Genomic DNA, 16,876 nt, shown 5'->3' on the forward strand with positions numbered 1-16,876 from the left:
TACGCTTTTCACCCGGAGAGTCAAGCGTTTATTTCGCTTTCTTCTCGCTGACCCGGCGGCTTGTCAGTCGTTGTTCCCGGTCAGTGGAGGCGCATTATAGGGAGTTCTCGGCGGGCCGCAACCCCTATTTTCAATATTTTTTCCGACCGTTGAATGTTTGACCAAAACACCGTTAAAGTGGCAGTTTTTTCAACGATTTAAAGCCGTAGCCCTGCAAAACGGGTAATAAAGCGTCAGTATCTTCATTTAACGCCATGCAATACGCCAGATTCTCTTCCTGGCTTGAGACCAGATTTTCCTGCGTCGAGATGAGCCAGGCGGTACGACGGGCAATCGCTGCGCCGGAATCCACCAGCCGGGTGCCTTCCGGCAACACCTGCATCAGCTCTTCAGCTAATAGAGGGAAATGGGTACAGCCCAGCACGACGGTATCCGGCGGCTCGCGCATGCTCAGCCACGGATGCAGGATCTTCTTCAGCACCGGCAACGGCACGGCTTCGCCGTGCAGCTTGGCCTCCGCCAGCTCCACCAGCTCTGAAGAGCCCAGCAGTTCAATCTTGCAGTCGGTAGCAAAACGGGAAATCAGTTCGTGGGTGTAGCTGCGCTGTACGGTGCCGCGGGTCGCCAACAGGCCGACAATGCCGTTGACGGTAAGACGGGCGGCAGGCTTGATGGCGGGCACCACGCCCACGACCGGGAAACTGAAACGCTCGCGCAGGGCCGGCAAGGAAACGGTGCTGGCGGTGTTGCAGGCAATGACGACAATCGCCAGAGGATGCCGCTGCTGCACCGCGCCGACAATCTCCAGTACGCGCTCAACGATAAACTCTTCGGACTTCTCGCCGTAGGGGAACGCCACGTTGTCGAAAGCGTATATATAGTGGAGATCCGGCAGCAACTGCCGAATCTCCTGATATACCGACAGCCCGCCGACGCCGGAATCGAAAACCAGCACCGTCGGGCGAGGTGTGGCGGTACTGTTAGAAGGTATAGCTTCCAGTGAGGTAATATTCTCTTCCTGGAGTAGCGTAGCCATAGGCCGTCTCATAATCTTTATCAAACAGGTTGGCAATTCTACCACGAACTGTCAGATGAGATGTGACCGGATACGAAACTGCGAGATCCCACAGGCTCACGCCGCCAAGTTTAACCGTACGCGTAGTGTAGCCGCTGTAATCACCGTCGTAGCGCTCTCCCAGATACTGGTAGGTTACCGCCCAGTCAAAGTCATACAACTGCCAGTCCAGCTCATATTTCACCTGCTGTTTGGCACGGCGCAGCAGCACTTCGTTGGTCTTGGCGTTGCGAGGATCGACATAGTCATAGCCAATCTGGTGCGTCAACGGGCCGGTATCAAAAGACGCCGTCGCTTCAATACCTTTAATCCTTGCCTGATTAACATTGTAATAGGCAGAACCTGAACCGCTTGATGCATAGCTGATCAGATTATCTATATCATTGCGATAACCGGTGACGCGCCAGGTAACCGGGCCGGTCAGCCCCTCAAATCCCCCTTCCCACTGTTTGCTTTCTTCCGGTTTCAAATCTGGGTTGCCGCCAAAGCTGCCGTACTGTTGCCCCAAATTCGGCGCTTTAAACGCAGTACCATAAGACGCGATGGCACGATAGCCCTCAACAAACTCCCAAGCCACGCTGGTTTGCCAAGTACCATGCCAACCAAACTGCGAGTTATCGTCACCGCGCACCGCACCTTCCAAAGTAAAGGCATCCACTTGTTGCTGCGCCGTCAGATAAAGCCCGGTATTACGTTGGCTCTTGCTATCAGTGATGTAAGCCGTACCCGGCTCGATTTTTTGATTCTGCCAATCGACACCCGTACTGATATGGCCTTGAGCAACCTGGAACGTATTGCCCCACTGCACATTGTATTGCGTGGAATCATCCAGGGTTGCAGATGCAGAATAAGGGCCGTATTTGGGATCATAGTTATAGTCTTTGGTATGGCTATAGCTCGCGATCAACTGCGCAGCATAGATGCCGTCCTGATAGCGCAGACCGCTATCCCAACTTTGGCTATAGAGTTGGCGAGTGTCGGGCAACGCATCCAAATGTGCCGGATCCGCATAACTGTAATTACCGTCATAAGCCGTGCGATTGTCATAACCATAGCCACGAACAAAGCCGCTGAACGCCTCATTGAACTTGTGCTCAATGCCGCCATACAGAGATTTGCTCATGAAACCGTCGCGGTCAGGCTGCGCCGGATTGCCGAAGCTGTCCGGCAAATTAGCCACTACATTATATCCTTTGGTATAGGTGTAATTCCCTGCCACCGTCGCCACGGTGCTGTCGCCAAGCTGTTGCTGGGTCGACGCGTCATAGGACTGATAGCCGTTGGAACCGACGCCTGCGGAGAGCGTAGTGCCGTTCTTTTCGCGGGTGGTGATGATGTTGACCACGCCGCCGATGGCGTCGGAGCCGTACACCGCCGAACGCGGGCCGCGAATGTATTCGACTTTCTGCACCAGCGAAATCGGGATTTGGCTGAGATCGGAAGAGCCGCTGACGCCCGCCTGATTAAGACGAATGCCGTCAATTAGCACCAGCACATGGCTGGAGTTGGTGCCGCGAATAAACAGCGAACTTTGTTGCCCCAGGCCGCCATTCTGCGAAATATCCACGCCCGGCAGGCGGCGCATCACGTCGGTCAGGCTCTTGGCCTGCCAGCGATCGATATCGTTGCGGGTGACGATGGAAGTCGGCGCCAGCACGGAAGAAACCGGCTGCGGGAAGCGGTTGGCGGTCACCACCAGGTTATCGCCATTCGTGGCTGTCGTGTTGTCTTGCGCCCATCCAGAAAAAGCCGTGACGGAGGAGACCACCGCCAGCAGCGTATTTTTTGTAATTGTCATGAGAAAAGCATCCAAACTTAATTGGCGGATGCCGCAGGATCATGGCCGGTAGTTCGCGACGGCCACGGACATTGCGACGTAACACCGGCAGGTCTTCGGGCTTGGGATTTGCGGGCCGCGGGGCGCGACCGGCAACGGGCGATGACTTCCCATCCTGCAGTGGACAGTGTCTGCGTCGAAACGCTATCGCCGTGACTTCCCCTTACCGCTGCGCGTCAGCTCCGGATTCACACCGGATTCCCTTTTCACTCACTGCTTGAGGCCGGACGGCAATGCTACGATCAATGAAAATAGATGTCTAGACTGCTACTAATGTTACAAATAATAAACGCGACAAAACTGGACTTCACGGGCTGATTCCCTACAATCCCCGCTGATCAAATTTGCCTGACGAGAAGACACACATGACGCCCGAGAATTTGCCTATTGAACGTTACGATGACCAACTGGCGGAGAAAGTCGCCCGCCTGAAGACGTTGATGTCACCGTTCGCGGCGCCCGAGCCGGAAGTGTTCCGCTCGCCAGTCGACCACTACCGCATGCGCGCCGAATTCCGCATCTGGCACGACGCGGACGACATGTACCACATCATGTTCGATCAGCAGACCAAGCAGCGTATTCGCGTCGATCGGTTCCCTGCCGCCAGCGAACTGATCAACCGCCTGATGAGCGCCCTGATCGCCGCACTGAAACCGGAGCCGATCCTGCGTCACAAGCTGTTCCAGATCGATTATCTGTCGACGCAAAGCGGCAAAATCATCGCCTCGCTGCTGTACCACCGCAAGCTGGATGACGTTTGGCAACGGCGCGCCGAGCAGCTGCGCGACGAACTGCGCGCTCAGGGTTTCGATCTGCAGCTGATCGGCCGGGCGTCGAAGACCAAAATCATGCTCGACCAGGATTATGTTGACGAAGTGCTGCCGGTCGCCGGCCGCGACATGATCTACCGCCAGGTGGAGAACAGCTTTACTCAGCCCAACGCGGCCATGAACGTGCAGATGCTGGAATGGGCGCTGGCGGTGACCGCCGGTTCCAAAGGCGATTTGCTGGAGCTGTATTGCGGCAACGGCAACTTCTCGCTGGCGCTGGCGCGCAATTTCGAGCGCGTGCTGGCGACCGAGATCGCCAAACCGTCGGTGGCGGCGGCGCAATACAACATCGCTGCCAACCATATCGACAATGTGCAGATCATCCGCATGGCGGCAGAAGACTTCACTCAGGCAATGAACGGAGTGCGCGAATTCAACCGATTGAAAGGCATCGATCTGAGCGGCTACAACTGCGAGACGATTTTCGTCGATCCGCCGCGCAGTGGGCTGGACGCTGAAACGGTGAAGATGGTGCAGGCTTACCCGCGCATTCTGTATATCTCATGCAACCCGGAAACGCTGTGCGCCAATCTGGAAACGCTGCAGACCACGCACCGGGTCAGCCGCCTGGCGCTGTTCGATCAGTTCCCGTATACCCATCACATGGAATGCGGCGTGCTGCTGGAAAAGCACCGCTGATACGACAGGGGCGCCATCATGGCGCCCCGTTTCATTACGACTCTTGAGTCGGCGCATCCGGCGCCTTGCGCGCCTTCAGCTTGACCCCGATCCACAGCACCAGCGCCACGCAGATTACCGACGGCAGGAAGTTGGAACCGATCTGCGGGTATTCGGCGCGCACGATGGCGCTGTACATCAGCAGCCCCAGCAGGAAACAGGCCGCCGCCAGTTTCGGCATGCCGTCCGGCATAGCGCGGTTCAGGTAACGCTGATGCAGGCAGTACACCGCCAGCACCAATGCGATCAGCGGGAAGATCGAAAACGGCACCACCGAGCTGAACAGCGCGGCAAAGGAACCGTTGATCGAAAGGCCGGCAATCAACGCCAGCAGTAAGGTGCCATTTTCACGGCCTGGTTTTTCCATCACTTTTTACCTTTTTTATACGTGGGACACAGAAGCTTTTTCTTGTTCGCGGCGATACCAGTAATACGCCCCTTTGGAGATCATCCGCAGTTGCAGCACCAGCCGTTCTTCCAGCTGCTGCCGCTGCTCGACGTCGATATCCAGCGCTTCCGCGCCGGCGCTGAACACGATGGTGACCATCGCCTCCGCCTGCGCTTCGGTAAAGCTGCGCGGCATGTGGTTTTCCAACTCGAGGTAGTCCGCCAATTCGGCGATGAAATGCTGGATCTCGCGCGCCACCGCCGCACGGAATGCCGCCGACGTACCGGAACGCTCGCGCAACAGCAGACGGAAGGCATTCGGGTTGTTGCCGATAAATTCCATAAAGGTGGACACCGAGGTGCGGATCACGCTGCCACCCTTGGCGATGCGTTGGCGCGCCTGGCGCATCAACTGACGCAGCATCAGGCCGCTTTCGTCCACCATGGTCAGCCCCAGCTCATCCACATCGCGGAAATGGCGGTAAAACGACGTGGGCGCGATGCCCGCCTCGCGTGAAACTTCCCGCAGGCTCAGGCTGGCGAAGCTGCGTTCGGCGCTCAGCTGGCTGAATGCGGCTTCGATCAGGGAACGACGAGTCCGTTCTTTTTGTTGTGCTCTGACGCCCATATGCATATCCGGATAGGTTCCATTCTCTCAGTCTAACGCCCTAGACTCGGCAATATAGCAAATTTTATTGCAACAGCATTTATACTAACGCGCTCTATCACACTTCCGCCCTGAGCCGATTGTGCTTTGCCTCAAAAAGCCTAATGGTGATTGGGTGAGCAGCGCTATGATGTTAAGATACCGTTGTAATCTTGTATAAAAAAACAGGTCTCTCCTACATGCAACAGCACTATCAATTTGATGCCATTGTGATTGGCTCGGGCCCTGGTGGTGAAGGTGCCGCCATGGGGCTGGTGAAACAGGGCGCCCGCGTGGCCGTTATCGAACGGTACAACAACGTAGGCGGCGGATGTACCCACTGGGGCACCATCCCTTCCAAAGCCCTCCGCCACGCCGTCAGCCGCATTATCGAATTCAACCAGAACCCGCTTTACAACAACTCGCGCACGCTCAGCGCGACCTTCCCTGACATTTTACGCCACGCCGATAACGTCATCAGCCAGCAGACCCGCATGCGCCAAGGCTTCTATGAGCGGAACCAGTGCAAACTGTTCGCCGGCGACGCGCGCTTCATCGACGCCAACACCGTTAGCGTCAGCTATATGGACGGCACCCAGGACACCATCCGCGCCGACCACATCGTGATCGCCTGCGGCTCGCGCCCTTACCATCCGGCCAGCGTCGATTTCAATCACCCGCGCATCTACGACAGCGACTCCATTCTCGAGCTGAGTCATGAACCGCGCCACGTGATCATTTACGGCGCCGGGGTGATCGGCTGCGAGTATGCGTCTATCTTCCGCGGCCTGAACGTCAAGGTGGATCTGATCAACACCCGCGATCGCCTGCTGGCGTTCCTCGATCAGGAGATGTCGGATTCGCTCTCTTACCACTTCTGGAACAACGGCGTGGTGATCCGCCACAACGAGGAGTTCGAGAAGATTGAAGGCACCGAAGACGGCGTGATCGTGCACCTGAAGTCCGGCAAGAAGGTGAAAGCGGACTGCCTGCTGTACGCCAACGGCCGTACCGGCAACACCGACTCGCTGGGCTTGGAAAACGTCGGCCTGGAATCGGACAGCCGCGGGCTGCTGAAGGTGAACAGCATGTACCAAAGCGCGCTGTCGCACATCTACGCGGTCGGTGACGTGATCGGCTATCCGAGCCTGGCTTCCGCCGCCTACGATCAGGGCCGCATCGCCGCGCAGGCGATCGCTTCCGGCGAAGCCAGCGGTCACTTAATCGAAGATATCCCGACCGGCATCTACACCATTCCGGAAATCAGCTCCGTCGGCAAAACCGAACAGGAACTGACGGCGATGAAGGTGCCGTATGAAGTGGGCCGCGCCCAGTTCAAACATCTGGCGCGTGCGCAGATCGCCGGGATGAACGTCGGCAGCCTGAAGATCCTGTTCCATCGCGACACCCTGCAGATCCTCGGGATCCACTGCTTCGGCGAGCGTGCGGCGGAGATCATCCACATCGGACAGGCGATCATGGAACAGAAAGGTGAAGGCAATACTATCGAGTATTTCGTTAATACGACCTTCAACTATCCGACCATGGCCGAAGCCTACCGGGTGGCGGCGCTTAACGGCTTAAACCGCCTGTTTTAACGCGTTGTCGATGTAACCCTGCATGTGCTCGCGGATCGCTTCGGCCAACTGTTCATAACGGCTGCGCAGTGGGGAACCGGGGCGATACACCAACGCGATGGTGCGCTTCGGCTCCGGCTTGTAGCAATCCAGATAGCAGACGCCGTCGCGTTCGCGCTGCGGCGGCACCGCCAGTGACGGCAGCAGGGTAATGCCGCTGCCGGCCGCGACCATATTGCGCAGCGTTTCCAGACTGGTGGCGCGGAAGTGAGTATCTTCGTCCGCGCCCGCCTGGAAGCAGAAGCCCATCGCCTGATCGCGCAGACAGTGGCCATCCTCCAGCATCAGCAGCTTCTCTCCCGCCAAATCCGGCATCGCCACGCGCTCGCGCTGCGCCCACGGGTGATCGGAATACACCGCCAGCTTCATCGGTTCATCGAACAAAGGCACTTCGATAAATGCCTCGGTTTCCTTCACCAAGGCCAGAATGGCGCAGTCCAATTTGCCGCTGTCGAGTTGCGCCAGCAGTTGCTGGGTTTGCGCTTCGTGCAGGTACATTTCCAGTTTCGGGAAGGTTTTGTGCAGCGTCGGGATGATCTGCGGCAGCAGATAAGGCCCCACGGTCGGGATCAGGCCGATGTGCAGCGGCCCGGACATGGCTTCGCCCTGCTGGCTGGCCATCTCCTTCAATACTTTCACTTCGCGCAGCACGGTACGCGCCTGCTCCACCAGCAGCAGACCCGCCTGGGTGAACAGCACCTTGCGGCTGGTGCGCTCGAGCAGCATGACGCCCAACTCGTCTTCCAGCTTGCGGATCTGCCCGCTCAGCGTGGGCTGGCTCACATGGCATGAATCGGCCGCACGGCGGAAGTGCCGGTGCTCGGCCAAGGCGACCAGATACTCTAAATCACGAATATTCATTGTTTCCCTCCATTCCATGATAGCTCATGGCGATAGATAAGATAGCAATGAGCGATTAGATCTATCAAGCCCCAGCGACAATAATGTGTCCCAACGAAGCGATATCGCGCTAAATGCTAAAAATTACTTTTCCTAATTAAGGGGTTAATCAATGTTTACCAGTCAAGAAGGCAAGAAAGTTCCTCAGGTTACTTTCCACACCCGTCAGGGCGACCAATGGATTGATGTGACCACTGATGACCTGTTCAAAAACAAAACCGTTATCGTGTTCTCGTTGCCGGGCGCGTTTACGCCAACCTGTTCTTCGAGCCATCTGCCGCGCTACAACGAGCTGTCCAGCGTATTCAAGCAGCACGGCGTCGACGGCATTCTGTGCGTCTCGGTGAACGACACCTTCGTGATGAACGCCTGGAAGGCCGATCAGCATGCGGAAAACATCACCTTCGTGCCGGACGGCAACGGTGAATTCACCAAAGGCATGAACATGCTGGTCGAGAAAGCGGATCTGGGCTTTGGCCCACGTTCATGGCGCTACTCGATGCTGGTGCGCGACGGCGTGGTCGAGAAAATGTTCGTCGAGCCGAACAAGCCGGGCGACCCGTTTGAAGTGTCCGACGCCGACACCATGCTGAAATACCTGGCGCCGGAATTCAAAGTGCAGGAATCGGTCTCCCTGTTCACCAAGCCGGGCTGCCCATTCTGCGCCAAAGCCAAGCAGATGCTGCAAGAGCGCGGCATTCAGTATGAAGAGATCGTACTGGGCAAAGACGCCACCACCGTCAGCCTGCGCGCCGTCAGCGGCCGCGCCACGGTACCGCAAGTGTTCATCGGCGGCCGTCACATCGGTGGCAGCGACGATCTGGAAACTTTCCTGTCAGCTTAATAAGTAATAACAAAGCCAACGTGAACTTTGGCGGGCTACGGCCCGCCCTTTTTTTACCTTTCAGGAGCGGATATGAAACTGTTGAACGTTGATGTCGCGGTCATCGGCGGCGGCACCGCAGGGCTCGGCGCCTATCGCGCGGCCAAACTGTCTACCCCCAGCGTGGTGATGATCGAAGGCGGGCCTTACGGCACCACCTGCGCGCGCGTTGGCTGTATGCCATCCAAGTTGCTGATCGCCGCTGCCGAAGCGGTGCATCAAATCGAACGCGCGCCGGGCTTTGGCGTGCACCCAACCGGTAAAACCCGCATCGACGGGCGCGAAGTGATGGCGCGCGTCAAGCGCGAACGCGATCGCTTCGTCGGCTTCGTGCTGGAAGGCATGGACGAGATCCCGGCCGGCGACAAAATTCAGGGCTATGCCCGGTTTATCGACGACAACACGCTGCAGGTCGATGAGCATACGCGCATCGTGGCGCAGCGCATCGTGATCGCCACCGGTTCTCGCCCCAGCTGGCCGGCGCCGTGGAACGAACTGGGCGATCGTCTGATCGTCAACGACGATCTGTTCAATTGGGATGATTTGCCACAGTCCGTCGCGGTATTCGGCCCCGGCGTCATCGGGCTGGAGCTGGGGCAAGCGCTACACCGCCTCGGCGTCGACACCAAGGTCTTCGGCATCGGCGGCGCGGTTGGGCCGCTGACCGACAGCGCCGTGCGCGATTACGCCGCCAAAGCGCTGGGGGAAGAGTTCTACCTCGACGCCGACGTGAAGGTAGAGATGATGCAGCGCGAAGGCGACAAGGTGTTTATCCGCTATCAGGATTTGCAGGGCCAACCGCAGGAGATCCTGGTGGACTACGTGCTGGCCGCCACCGGCCGCCGCCCCAACGTCGATCGGCTGGGTCTCGACAACACCGGCCTGCAGCTCGACGCCCGAGGCGTGCCGCTGGCCGACCGCCTGACGATGCAAACCAGCGTGCCGCATATTTTCATCGCCGGCGACGCCAGCAACCAGCTGCCGCTGCTGCATGAGGCCAGCGATCAGGCGCGCATCGCCGGCGCCAACGCCGGCAGCTTCCCAGAGATCAATCCGGGCCTGCGCCGCAGCGCGATTTCGGTGGTGTTCTCCGATCCGCAGATCGCCATGGTCGGCTCAACCTTCCGCGAGCTGAGCGAGAAGTTCAGCGCCTGCGGCTGCTTTGAAGTGGGCAACGTCTCGTTTGAGAATCAGGGCCGCTCGCGGGTGATGCTGCGCAACAAGGGCATTCTGCACGTCTACGGCGAGCAAGGCACCGGCCGTTTCCTCGGCGCGGAAATGATCGGCCCAGATGCCGAGCACATCGCACACCTGCTGGCCTGGGCGCACCAGCAGCAGATGACCGTCGATCAGATGCTGGACATGCCGTTCTATCACCCGGTGATTGAAGAAGGCTTGCGCACCGCGCTGCGCGATCTGCAGGCGAAGCTCAAACTCGGCGTGACCGAAATCGAGCGCTGCCAGCGCTGTCCGGGCGAATAACCTCTCATTCTCCGTTCAACCCCACCGGGCCTTCAGGCCCGGTTTTTTGCGCAACACTTTCCACATTTTCCTTCCTCCTCTTGCCTCACGGCCCTTCTGCACTCATTTTTTATGCTTCGACATTGAATTGATACCAATAATGATACTAAAATGAAGGAAGGAGCCAGAATGGAGGAAGAACATGGAAAAGCGTGAACACTATACCTATCGCATCACCTGGTCAGCGGAAGATCGTGAATATGTCGGGCTGTGCGCCGAATTCCCCTCGCTGTCCTGGCTGGCCGCCACGCGTACCGGCGCACTGGAGGGTATCGAAAAAGTGGTGAGCGAAACAATCGCCGACATGCTGGCGCAAGGCGAAACGCCGCCGCAGGCGCTGGCGGAAAAAAACTTCAGCGGAAAACTGGTGTTGCGCATGACGCCGGAACAGCATCGGCGGCTGGCGATCGGCGCGATGGAGGAAGGCGTGAGCCTGAACCGTTATCTGTGCGCACGCCTGGCGGGGTAAAGGTTCAAGGGCGGCGCCGGGCCGCCCTTGACGTCGTCAGGCCAAACGCTGTTTCGCTGCGGCGATTGCCGCGGCCACCTGCTGCGGTGCGACGCCGCCTTTGGCCGCACGCTTGTCCAGGCAGGATTGCAACGCCAGGATCGGGTAAACGTCGTCACCGATCGTCGCGCTAAACTGCTGCAAATCCGCCAGCGGCAGCGCTTCCAGCGGTTTACCCTGGCGAATCGCCTCTACCACCGCCTCGCCGACGATATGGTGCGCTTCGCGGAACGGCACGCCCTTGGCGACCAGGTAATCCGCCAGCTCGGTGGCATTGGCATAGCCCTGCTCCGCCGCTTCCTGGCAGCGCGGGCGTTTCACCTGAATGCCGTCCAGCACTAGCGCCGCCATTTGCAGGCAGTCCATCCAGGTGTCGAGCGCGTCGAACAGCCCTTCTTTGTCTTCCTGCATGTCTTTGTTGTACGCCAGCGGCAGGCCTTTCAGCGTCATCATCATGCCGGTCAGCGCGCCCTGTACGCGGCCGCACTTACCGCGGATCAGCTCCAGCGCGTCCGGGTTTTTCTTCTGCGGCATCAGCGAAGAGCCGGAGGTCACGCGGTCGGACAGCTCGACAAACGCCGCTTCGCCGCTGTTGAAGAAGATCAGATCTTCGGCGAAGCGCGACAGGTGTACCATGCTGATGGCGGCATTGGACAGCAGCTCCAGCACGTGATCGCGATCGGATACGCTGTCCAGGCTGTTGCGGGTCGCCGAGGCGAAGCCCAGCCAGCCGGCCAGCTGCTCGCGATCGATAGGATAAGCGGTGCCGGCCAGCGCGCCGCTGCCCAGCGGGCTGACGTCCAGCCGTTTCAGGGTATCCTGCAGACGGCTCTCATCGCGCGCCAGCATCTCGACATAGGCCAGGCACCAGTGCGCGAAAGTCACCGGCTGCGCGCGTTGCAGGTGGGTATACCCCGGCATCACCGCATCCTGGTTGGCTTCGGCGGTTTCCACCAGCGCCTGCTGCAGCTGGACGATTGCCTGATGCAGATCGCCGATCTGCTGTTTGCACCACAGCTTCAGATCGGTCGCGACCTGATCGTTGCGGCTGCGGCCGGTGTGCAGCTTCTTGCCCAAATCGCCGACCTTCTCGATCAGCTTCTGCTCCACCCAGCTGTGGATGTCTTCGGCATCGCTTTGGACGATCGCCAAAGGATCGGCCTGAACTTCCGCCAGTAGCGCATCCAGCGCCTGTTCCAGCTGCTGTTGCTCCGTTGCCGTCAACACGTTAACGGTCACCAGCGCCTTAGACCAGGCCACCGAGCCCTCGATATCCTGCTCCGCCAGGCGATAATCGAACCGCAGCGAATCGTTAAGTTGCTTGAACCGCTGATCCGCCGCCTGAGTGAACCGTCCGCCCCAAAGTGCCATATCTTACTCCTGAATTTTTATGCGAAAGGGCGCAGCATGCTGCGCCCTTGCAGAGTCACGCCAATCGATTATTTATTCTTTTTCTCGTTCAACGCGCGGATGCGTGAAGACAGAGAGAACAGACGGATAAAGCCGCCCGCGTGGCTGTGATCGTAAACTTCATCTTCGCCGAAGGTGGCGAACTCTTCGGAGTACAGGCTGTTGGCCGATTTCTTCTGGGTCGCCGTCACCTGGCCTTTGTACAGCTGCAGCACGACTTCGCCGTTCACCTCTTCAGCCAGCGCTTCGGCGGAAGCCTGCAGCGAGCGGCGCAGCGGCGCGAACCAGCGGCCGTCGTACACCACATAGGACATCTCCAGGCCCAGCTGCTCGCGCCATTTGAAGCTGTCGCGATCCAACACCAGCTGCTCGACGGCGCGCAGCGCCGCCACCATGATGGTGCCCCCCGGGGTCTCATAGCAGCCACGGGATTTGATGCCCACCAGGCGGTTTTCCACGATGTCGATACGGCCGACGCCGTGCTTGGCACCCAGCGCGTTCAGGGTTTCAAGGCACTGGTACGGCGACAGCACTTTACCGTTAACCGCCACGACGCGGCCTTTCTCAACGGTAACGGTCACCTGCTCAGGCTGGTCCGGCGCTTCCTGCGGATCGACGGTCCACACCCAGCAATCTTTGTTCGGCGCATTCCACGGACTTTCCAGCACGCCGCCTTCGGTCGAGATGTGCCAGGCGTTCTCATCGCGGCTGTAGATTTTTTCCAGCGATGCGGTGGTCGGGATGTTGCGCTCTTTCAGGTAATCCAGCAGCGCTTCACGGGAACGCAAGTTCCACTCACGCCACGGCGCCACCACCTTCAGCTGCGGCGCCAGCGCGGTGTAGGTGGTCTCGAAACGCACCTGATCGTTGCCTTTGCCAGTCGCACCGTGGCACAGCGCGTCGGCGCCCACTTTCAACGCCAGCTCGACCTGCGCCTTGGCGATGATCGGCCGCGCCATCGACGTGCCCAGCAGGTAGCTGCCTTCGTACAGGGCGCCGGTCTGCAGCACCGGATAAACGTAATCGCGGATAAATTCTTCACGCAGATCGACCACGTGACATTCAGAGGCACCGGACTGCAGGGCTTTTTGCTCCACGCCTTCCAGATCGCTGCGCTCCTGGCCGATGTCCGCCACGAACGCCACCACTTCACAGCCGCCGTAGTTCTCTTTCAGCCATGGAATGATGGCCGAGGTATCCAAGCCGCCGGAGTACGCCAGAACGATTTTTTTGATGCCTTGGTTTTGCATGATCTATTCCTTTCTAATTCTAAAATTAAGCGAGGATCCGGGTGCCAATCGACACGCCGTTAAACAAAGCAGAAAGCTGATCGGCATGGCGCCAGCTGGCGATATCCACCGGGCGGCCGAGGGTGCGGGCCGCGTCGAGCGCCGCATTCACCTTCACCACCATACCATCGGTGATGATGCCTTGCGCGATCAGTTGTTCCGCTTTTTGCGCCGTCATTTCCGCAATGCGTTGCCCCTTGCCGTCGAGGATGCCGCTGACGTCCGACAGCAGGATCAGATCCGCCCCCAGCGTCGCCGCCAGCGCCGTCGCCGCCTGATCGGCGTTCACGTTCATTAACTGCCCTTCGGCAGTGATGCCGATGGAGCTGACAACCGGCAGGTAGCCAGCGCTCAGCAGGGTATTGAGCAGCGCGGGCGAACCGGGCTGCGCGTTGCCGACGTGGCCCAATGCCGGATCGAGAGGGGTCACGACCGCGCTGCCGCCATCCGCCAGGCTCAGGCCGACGGCGTTGATTTGGTGTTTAATCGCCCACGCCAGCAGCGTTTTGTTGGCGGTGCCGGCCAGCGCGCCGGTGATGATGTCGATCTGATCGGCCGGCGTGACCCGCAGGCCGTTCTTTTTCACCACCGGCAAAGCGAGCTGCTTCATCAGTTCGTCCACCACGCAGCCGCCGCCGTGCACGATCACCAGCGGACGCTGATGCTGCTGCCGGTAGCTGTCCAGCGCGGTAAACAGACGCTCCAGCGCTTCTTCACTGTCTAATAACACGCCACCTAACTTGATAATTAACGGGTTCATTGCTGTTTACTCACGCTGGTTTAAAGGAGTGACTGGGTTTCCGGGAAGCCGAAACGGATATTCAGGCATTGCACCGCCTGCGCCGCCGCGCCTTTCAGCAGGTTGTCTTCCACCGCTACGGCGATCAGATGCTCGCCCTGCACCGCAAAACCGATGTCGCAGAACGGCAGCCCCACCACCGCTTTCAGCGCCGGCACGCCCTGGTCGTACAACCGCACCAGCGGCTTGTCGTCATAGGCGGCATGATAGGCGGCGGCGACGTCCTGCGCGGTCACGCCGGCCTTCAGGCGGCAGGTGATGGTTTCAAGGATGCCGCGCGGGAAATTGCCCAGGTGCGGCGTAAAGATGACCGGCACGCCCAGGTGCGCGGCGATCTCCGGCTGGTGCCGATGAGTGAAAATACCGTACGGCTGCAGGCTCACTTCGCAGAAGCTGGTGGTCATGCTGGCCTTGCGCCCGGCGCCGCTGACGCCGCTGGTGGCGTTAATCACCGGCCACTGGTCGAGGTTCAGCAGCTGTTTTTCGATCAACGGTTTCAGCGCCAGCTGCGCCGCCGTCGGGTAACACCCCGGCACGGCAATCAGCTGCGCCTGTTTAATCTTGTCGCTCTGCCATTCCGCCAGGCCGTATACCGCCTGCTCCAGCAGGGCGCCATGCTGATGTTCGAAACCGTAGTACTGGCTATAAAAACCGGCGTCCTGCACGCGGAAGGCGCCCGACAGATCGAACACCACGCAGCCCGCCGCCAGAAAGGCCGGTGCGATATCGTGGCTGACTTCATGGGCGGTGGCGAGGAACACCACGTCGATGCCCTGCGCCGCCTTGGCAACGTCGATCAACGGCTGCAGCGGCAGATCGACGATGCCTTTCAACTGGGGATGGAGATCGGAAAGCAACTTTCCTGCATCTGCACTTTGCGCTGAAACCGCTAAAGCGGTTATGTTCATGTGTGGGTGGCGATTCAGGTAAGCCGTGAGCTCCGCTCCGGCGTAACCGCTGGCACCAACGATCAGCGTATTCAACATGTGGCCTTTCACCTTCTAAACTGACGTGCGGTCGCTTGCGACCCAGGTAACAGGGCTAGCCAGCGTTGATGCGCCGTTCACCCACGGAGCCAGGCGTTGATGCTTTTATAAACATCTGGGTATCGGGTTCCCTTATGCACCGGCTTACTGTATTTTTATTCAAAATAAATGCATGAATATTGATACTATCCTAACCAAAGGCTGTCAACAGTGAAGATGAAATTACCTCCATTTATTGAGCTGTACCGGGCGTTGATCGCCACTCCGTCAATCAGCGCCACCGATGCCGGCCTCGATCAGAGCAATGAGGCGTTAATCAACTTGCTGGCCGGATGGTTTGCCGACCTGGGCTTTCGCGTCGACGTACAGCCGGTGCCGGAATCGCGCCACAAATTCAACCTGCTGGCCAGCATCGGCGAAGGCAGCGGCGGCCTGCTGCTGGCCGGCCATACCGACACGGTGCCTTACGACGAAGGCCGCTGGACGCGCGATCCCTTCACCCTGACCGAGCACGACAACAAGCTCTACGGCCTGGGCACCGCCGACATGAAAGGCTTCTTCGCCTTTATTCTGGATGCGGTGCGCGACATCGACGCGAGCAAACTGACCAAGCCACTGTACATTCTGGCTACCGCAGATGAAGAAACGACGATGGCCGGCGCGCGTTATTTCGCCGCCTCCACCGCCATTCGTCCGGATTTCGCCATCATCGGCGAACCGACCTCGCTGCAGCCGGTGCGCGCGCACAAGGGCCACATGGCCAACGCCATTCGCATCGTCGGCCAGTCCGGCCATTCCAGCGATCCGGCGCGCGGCGTCAACGCCATCGATCTGATGCACGACTCCATCGGCCGCCTGATGGAGCTGCGTAAAACCCTGCAGGAACGCTACAACAATCCGGCGTTCGCCGTGCCTTATCCCACCATGAACTTTGGCCATATCAGCGGCGGCGACGCGGCCAACCGCATCTGTGCCTGCTGCGAGCTGCACCTGGATATCCGTCCGCTGCCCGGCATGACGCTCGACAACATCAACGAGCTGATGCATCAGGCATTGGAGCCGGTGAGCCAACGCTGGCCGGGCCGCCTGACCATCGAAGAGCTGCACGCGTCGGTGCCGGGTTACGAATGCCCGACCGACCACCGCATGGTGGCGGTGATCGAGGAACTGCTGGGCACCCGCACGCAGGTGGTCAACTACTGCACCGAAGCGCCGTTCGTACAGCAGGTCTGCCCGACGTTGGTGCTCGGCCCCGGTTCCATCGATCAGGCCCACCAGCCGGACGAATACCTCGACACCGCGTTTATCGAACCGACGCGCAAACTGCTGGGCCAACTGGTCAATCACTTTTGCCGGCAATAAACCCGACATTTAACAGGGGAAATGCTTTATGCTTCCCCTACCTCAAAATAAGTAGAAACCGGCGAAATAAGCCACGCTGATAACCGACGCGGCGTAATTAAATTTCAGAAAAAGCGCCGATTTTGATG

15 protein-coding genes and 1 riboswitch are annotated in these 16,876 nt (G+C 59.1%); of the genes, 6 read left to right on the forward strand and 9 right to left on the reverse strand.

Annotated features, from left to right (window positions below; all coding sequences use genetic code 11):
• Window positions 1-172: 172 nt before the first annotated feature.
• Entirely contained in the window at window positions 173-1,036 is an 864-nt protein-coding gene (gene murI / locus C9411_RS23295) for a glutamate racemase (protein ID WP_107228017.1), read from the reverse strand.
• Complete coding sequence (btuB, locus tag C9411_RS23300) at window positions 981-2,873, reverse strand: TonB-dependent vitamin B12 receptor BtuB (protein ID WP_107228018.1); 1,893 nt, start codon at window positions 2,871-2,873, stop codon at window positions 981-983. Before btuB ends, murI begins: the two co-directional genes overlap by 56 nt.
• Window positions 2,874-2,941: 68 nt before the next feature.
• A riboswitch (cobalamin riboswitch) is annotated at window positions 2,942-3,155 on the reverse strand.
• 122 nt (window positions 3,156-3,277) lie between these two features.
• Here btuB and trmA point away from each other — a divergent pair.
• Window positions 3,278-4,381, forward strand: a complete 1,104-nt coding sequence (gene trmA, locus C9411_RS23305; RefSeq protein WP_107228019.1) for a tRNA (uridine(54)-C5)-methyltransferase TrmA — start codon at window positions 3,278-3,280, stop codon at window positions 4,379-4,381.
• Window positions 4,382-4,415: 34 nt separating this feature from the next.
• Here trmA and C9411_RS23310 read toward each other — a convergent pair whose 3' ends face one another.
• A complete protein-coding gene (locus C9411_RS23310) occupies window positions 4,416-4,787 on the reverse strand; it encodes a YijD family membrane protein (RefSeq protein WP_049201879.1) in 372 nt (123 codons plus the stop codon).
• Window positions 4,788-4,802: 15 nt separating this feature from the next.
• Window positions 4,803-5,435, reverse strand: a complete 633-nt coding sequence (fabR, locus tag C9411_RS23315) for an HTH-type transcriptional repressor FabR (RefSeq protein WP_004931044.1) — start codon at window positions 5,433-5,435, stop codon at window positions 4,803-4,805.
• Between the two features lie 218 nt (window positions 5,436-5,653).
• On the opposite strand from fabR, the gene sthA reads away from it, so the two are divergent.
• Complete coding sequence (gene sthA, locus C9411_RS23320) at window positions 5,654-7,051, forward strand: Si-specific NAD(P)(+) transhydrogenase (RefSeq protein WP_107228020.1); 1,398 nt, start codon at window positions 5,654-5,656, stop codon at window positions 7,049-7,051.
• On the opposite strand, the gene oxyR is transcribed toward sthA, so the two are convergent.
• Window positions 7,034-7,951, reverse strand: coding sequence for a DNA-binding transcriptional regulator OxyR (gene oxyR / locus C9411_RS23325; protein ID WP_033636422.1), 918 nt, complete (start codon window positions 7,949-7,951; stop codon window positions 7,034-7,036). The two genes, sthA and oxyR, sit on opposite strands and share 18 nt — an antisense overlap.
• Before the next feature lie 151 nt (window positions 7,952-8,102).
• On the opposite strand from oxyR, the gene C9411_RS23330 reads away from it, so the two are divergent.
• The 3 genes from C9411_RS23330 (at window position 8,103) to C9411_RS23340 (ending at window position 10,863) form a co-directional block, all read left to right on the forward strand.
• Window positions 8,103-8,834 carry a glutathione peroxidase gene (locus C9411_RS23330; protein ID WP_019452251.1) on the forward strand — a complete coding sequence of 244 codons (732 nt, stop codon included), beginning with the start codon at window positions 8,103-8,105 and terminating at the stop codon, window positions 8,832-8,834.
• Between the two features lie 72 nt (window positions 8,835-8,906).
• Entirely contained in the window at window positions 8,907-10,355 is a 1,449-nt protein-coding gene (locus C9411_RS23335) for a dihydrolipoyl dehydrogenase (RefSeq protein WP_107228021.1), read from the forward strand.
• 181 nt (window positions 10,356-10,536) lie between these two features.
• The gene (locus C9411_RS23340; protein WP_107228022.1) at window positions 10,537-10,863 is read left to right on the forward strand and encodes a type II toxin-antitoxin system HicB family antitoxin; all 327 of its coding nucleotides are present in this window, start codon (window positions 10,537-10,539) and stop codon (window positions 10,861-10,863) included.
• Between the two features lie 36 nt (window positions 10,864-10,899).
• Here the strand turns inward: C9411_RS23340 and argH are convergent, their stop codons facing one another.
• The 4 genes from argH to argC form a co-directional block, all read right to left on the reverse strand.
• Complete coding sequence (gene argH, locus C9411_RS23345; protein ID WP_063991334.1) at window positions 10,900-12,273, reverse strand: argininosuccinate lyase; 1,374 nt, start codon at window positions 12,271-12,273, stop codon at window positions 10,900-10,902.
• A 68-nt stretch (window positions 12,274-12,341) separates the two neighbouring features.
• Window positions 12,342-13,562, reverse strand: a complete 1,221-nt coding sequence (locus C9411_RS23350) for an argininosuccinate synthase (RefSeq protein WP_107228023.1) — start codon at window positions 13,560-13,562, stop codon at window positions 12,342-12,344.
• Window positions 13,563-13,587: 25 nt separating this feature from the next.
• Complete coding sequence (gene argB / locus C9411_RS23355) at window positions 13,588-14,361, reverse strand: acetylglutamate kinase (protein WP_063991333.1); 774 nt, start codon at window positions 14,359-14,361, stop codon at window positions 13,588-13,590.
• A gap of 20 nt (window positions 14,362-14,381) precedes the next feature.
• Entirely contained in the window at window positions 14,382-15,386 is a 1,005-nt protein-coding gene (gene argC / locus C9411_RS23360; protein WP_063991332.1) for an N-acetyl-gamma-glutamyl-phosphate reductase, read from the reverse strand.
• A gap of 216 nt (window positions 15,387-15,602) precedes the next feature.
• Between argC and argE the strand changes: the two genes are divergently transcribed.
• Complete coding sequence (gene argE, locus C9411_RS23365; protein ID WP_199200150.1) at window positions 15,603-16,748, forward strand: acetylornithine deacetylase; 1,146 nt, start codon at window positions 15,603-15,605, stop codon at window positions 16,746-16,748.
• Window positions 16,749-16,876 lie beyond the last annotated feature (128 nt).

The organism is Serratia sp. Nf2 (assembly GCF_003028435.1).
Taxonomy (GTDB): domain Bacteria; phylum Pseudomonadota; class Gammaproteobacteria; order Enterobacterales; family Enterobacteriaceae; genus Serratia; species Serratia marcescens_L.

Bases quoted from the DNA above. Each gene is read 5' to 3' on its own strand.
- argC (WP_063991332.1), bottom strand. From the start codon at position 15,386: ATGTTGAATACGCTGATCGTTGGTGCCAGCGGTTACGCCGGAGCGGAG.
- argH (WP_063991334.1), bottom strand. From the start codon at position 12,273: ATGGCACTTTGGGGCGGACGGTTCACTCAGGCGGCGGATCAGCGGTTC.
- C9411_RS23335 (WP_107228021.1), top strand. From the start codon at position 8,907: ATGAAACTGTTGAACGTTGATGTCGCGGTCATCGGCGGCGGCACCGCA.
- C9411_RS23340 (WP_107228022.1), top strand. From the start codon at position 10,537: ATGGAAAAGCGTGAACACTATACCTATCGCATCACCTGGTCAGCGGAA.
- trmA (WP_107228019.1), top strand. From the start codon at position 3,278: ATGACGCCCGAGAATTTGCCTATTGAACGTTACGATGACCAACTGGCG.
- C9411_RS23350 (WP_107228023.1), bottom strand. From the start codon at position 13,562: ATGCAAAACCAAGGCATCAAAAAAATCGTTCTGGCGTACTCCGGCGGC.
- C9411_RS23310 (WP_049201879.1), bottom strand. From the start codon at position 4,787: ATGGAAAAACCAGGCCGTGAAAATGGCACCTTACTGCTGGCGTTGATT.
- argB (WP_063991333.1), bottom strand. From the start codon at position 14,361: ATGAACCCGTTAATTATCAAGTTAGGTGGCGTGTTATTAGACAGTGAA.
- btuB (WP_107228018.1), bottom strand. From the start codon at position 2,873: ATGACAATTACAAAAAATACGCTGCTGGCGGTGGTCTCCTCCGTCACG.
- C9411_RS23330 (WP_019452251.1), top strand. From the start codon at position 8,103: ATGTTTACCAGTCAAGAAGGCAAGAAAGTTCCTCAGGTTACTTTCCAC.
- fabR (WP_004931044.1), bottom strand. From the start codon at position 5,435: ATGGGCGTCAGAGCACAACAAAAAGAACGGACTCGTCGTTCCCTGATC.
- argE (WP_199200150.1), top strand. From the start codon at position 15,603: ATGAAATTACCTCCATTTATTGAGCTGTACCGGGCGTTGATCGCCACT.
- sthA (WP_107228020.1), top strand. From the start codon at position 5,654: ATGCAACAGCACTATCAATTTGATGCCATTGTGATTGGCTCGGGCCCT.
- oxyR (WP_033636422.1), bottom strand. From the start codon at position 7,951: ATGAATATTCGTGATTTAGAGTATCTGGTCGCCTTGGCCGAGCACCGG.
- murI (WP_107228017.1), bottom strand. From the start codon at position 1,036: ATGGCTACGCTACTCCAGGAAGAGAATATTACCTCACTGGAAGCTATA.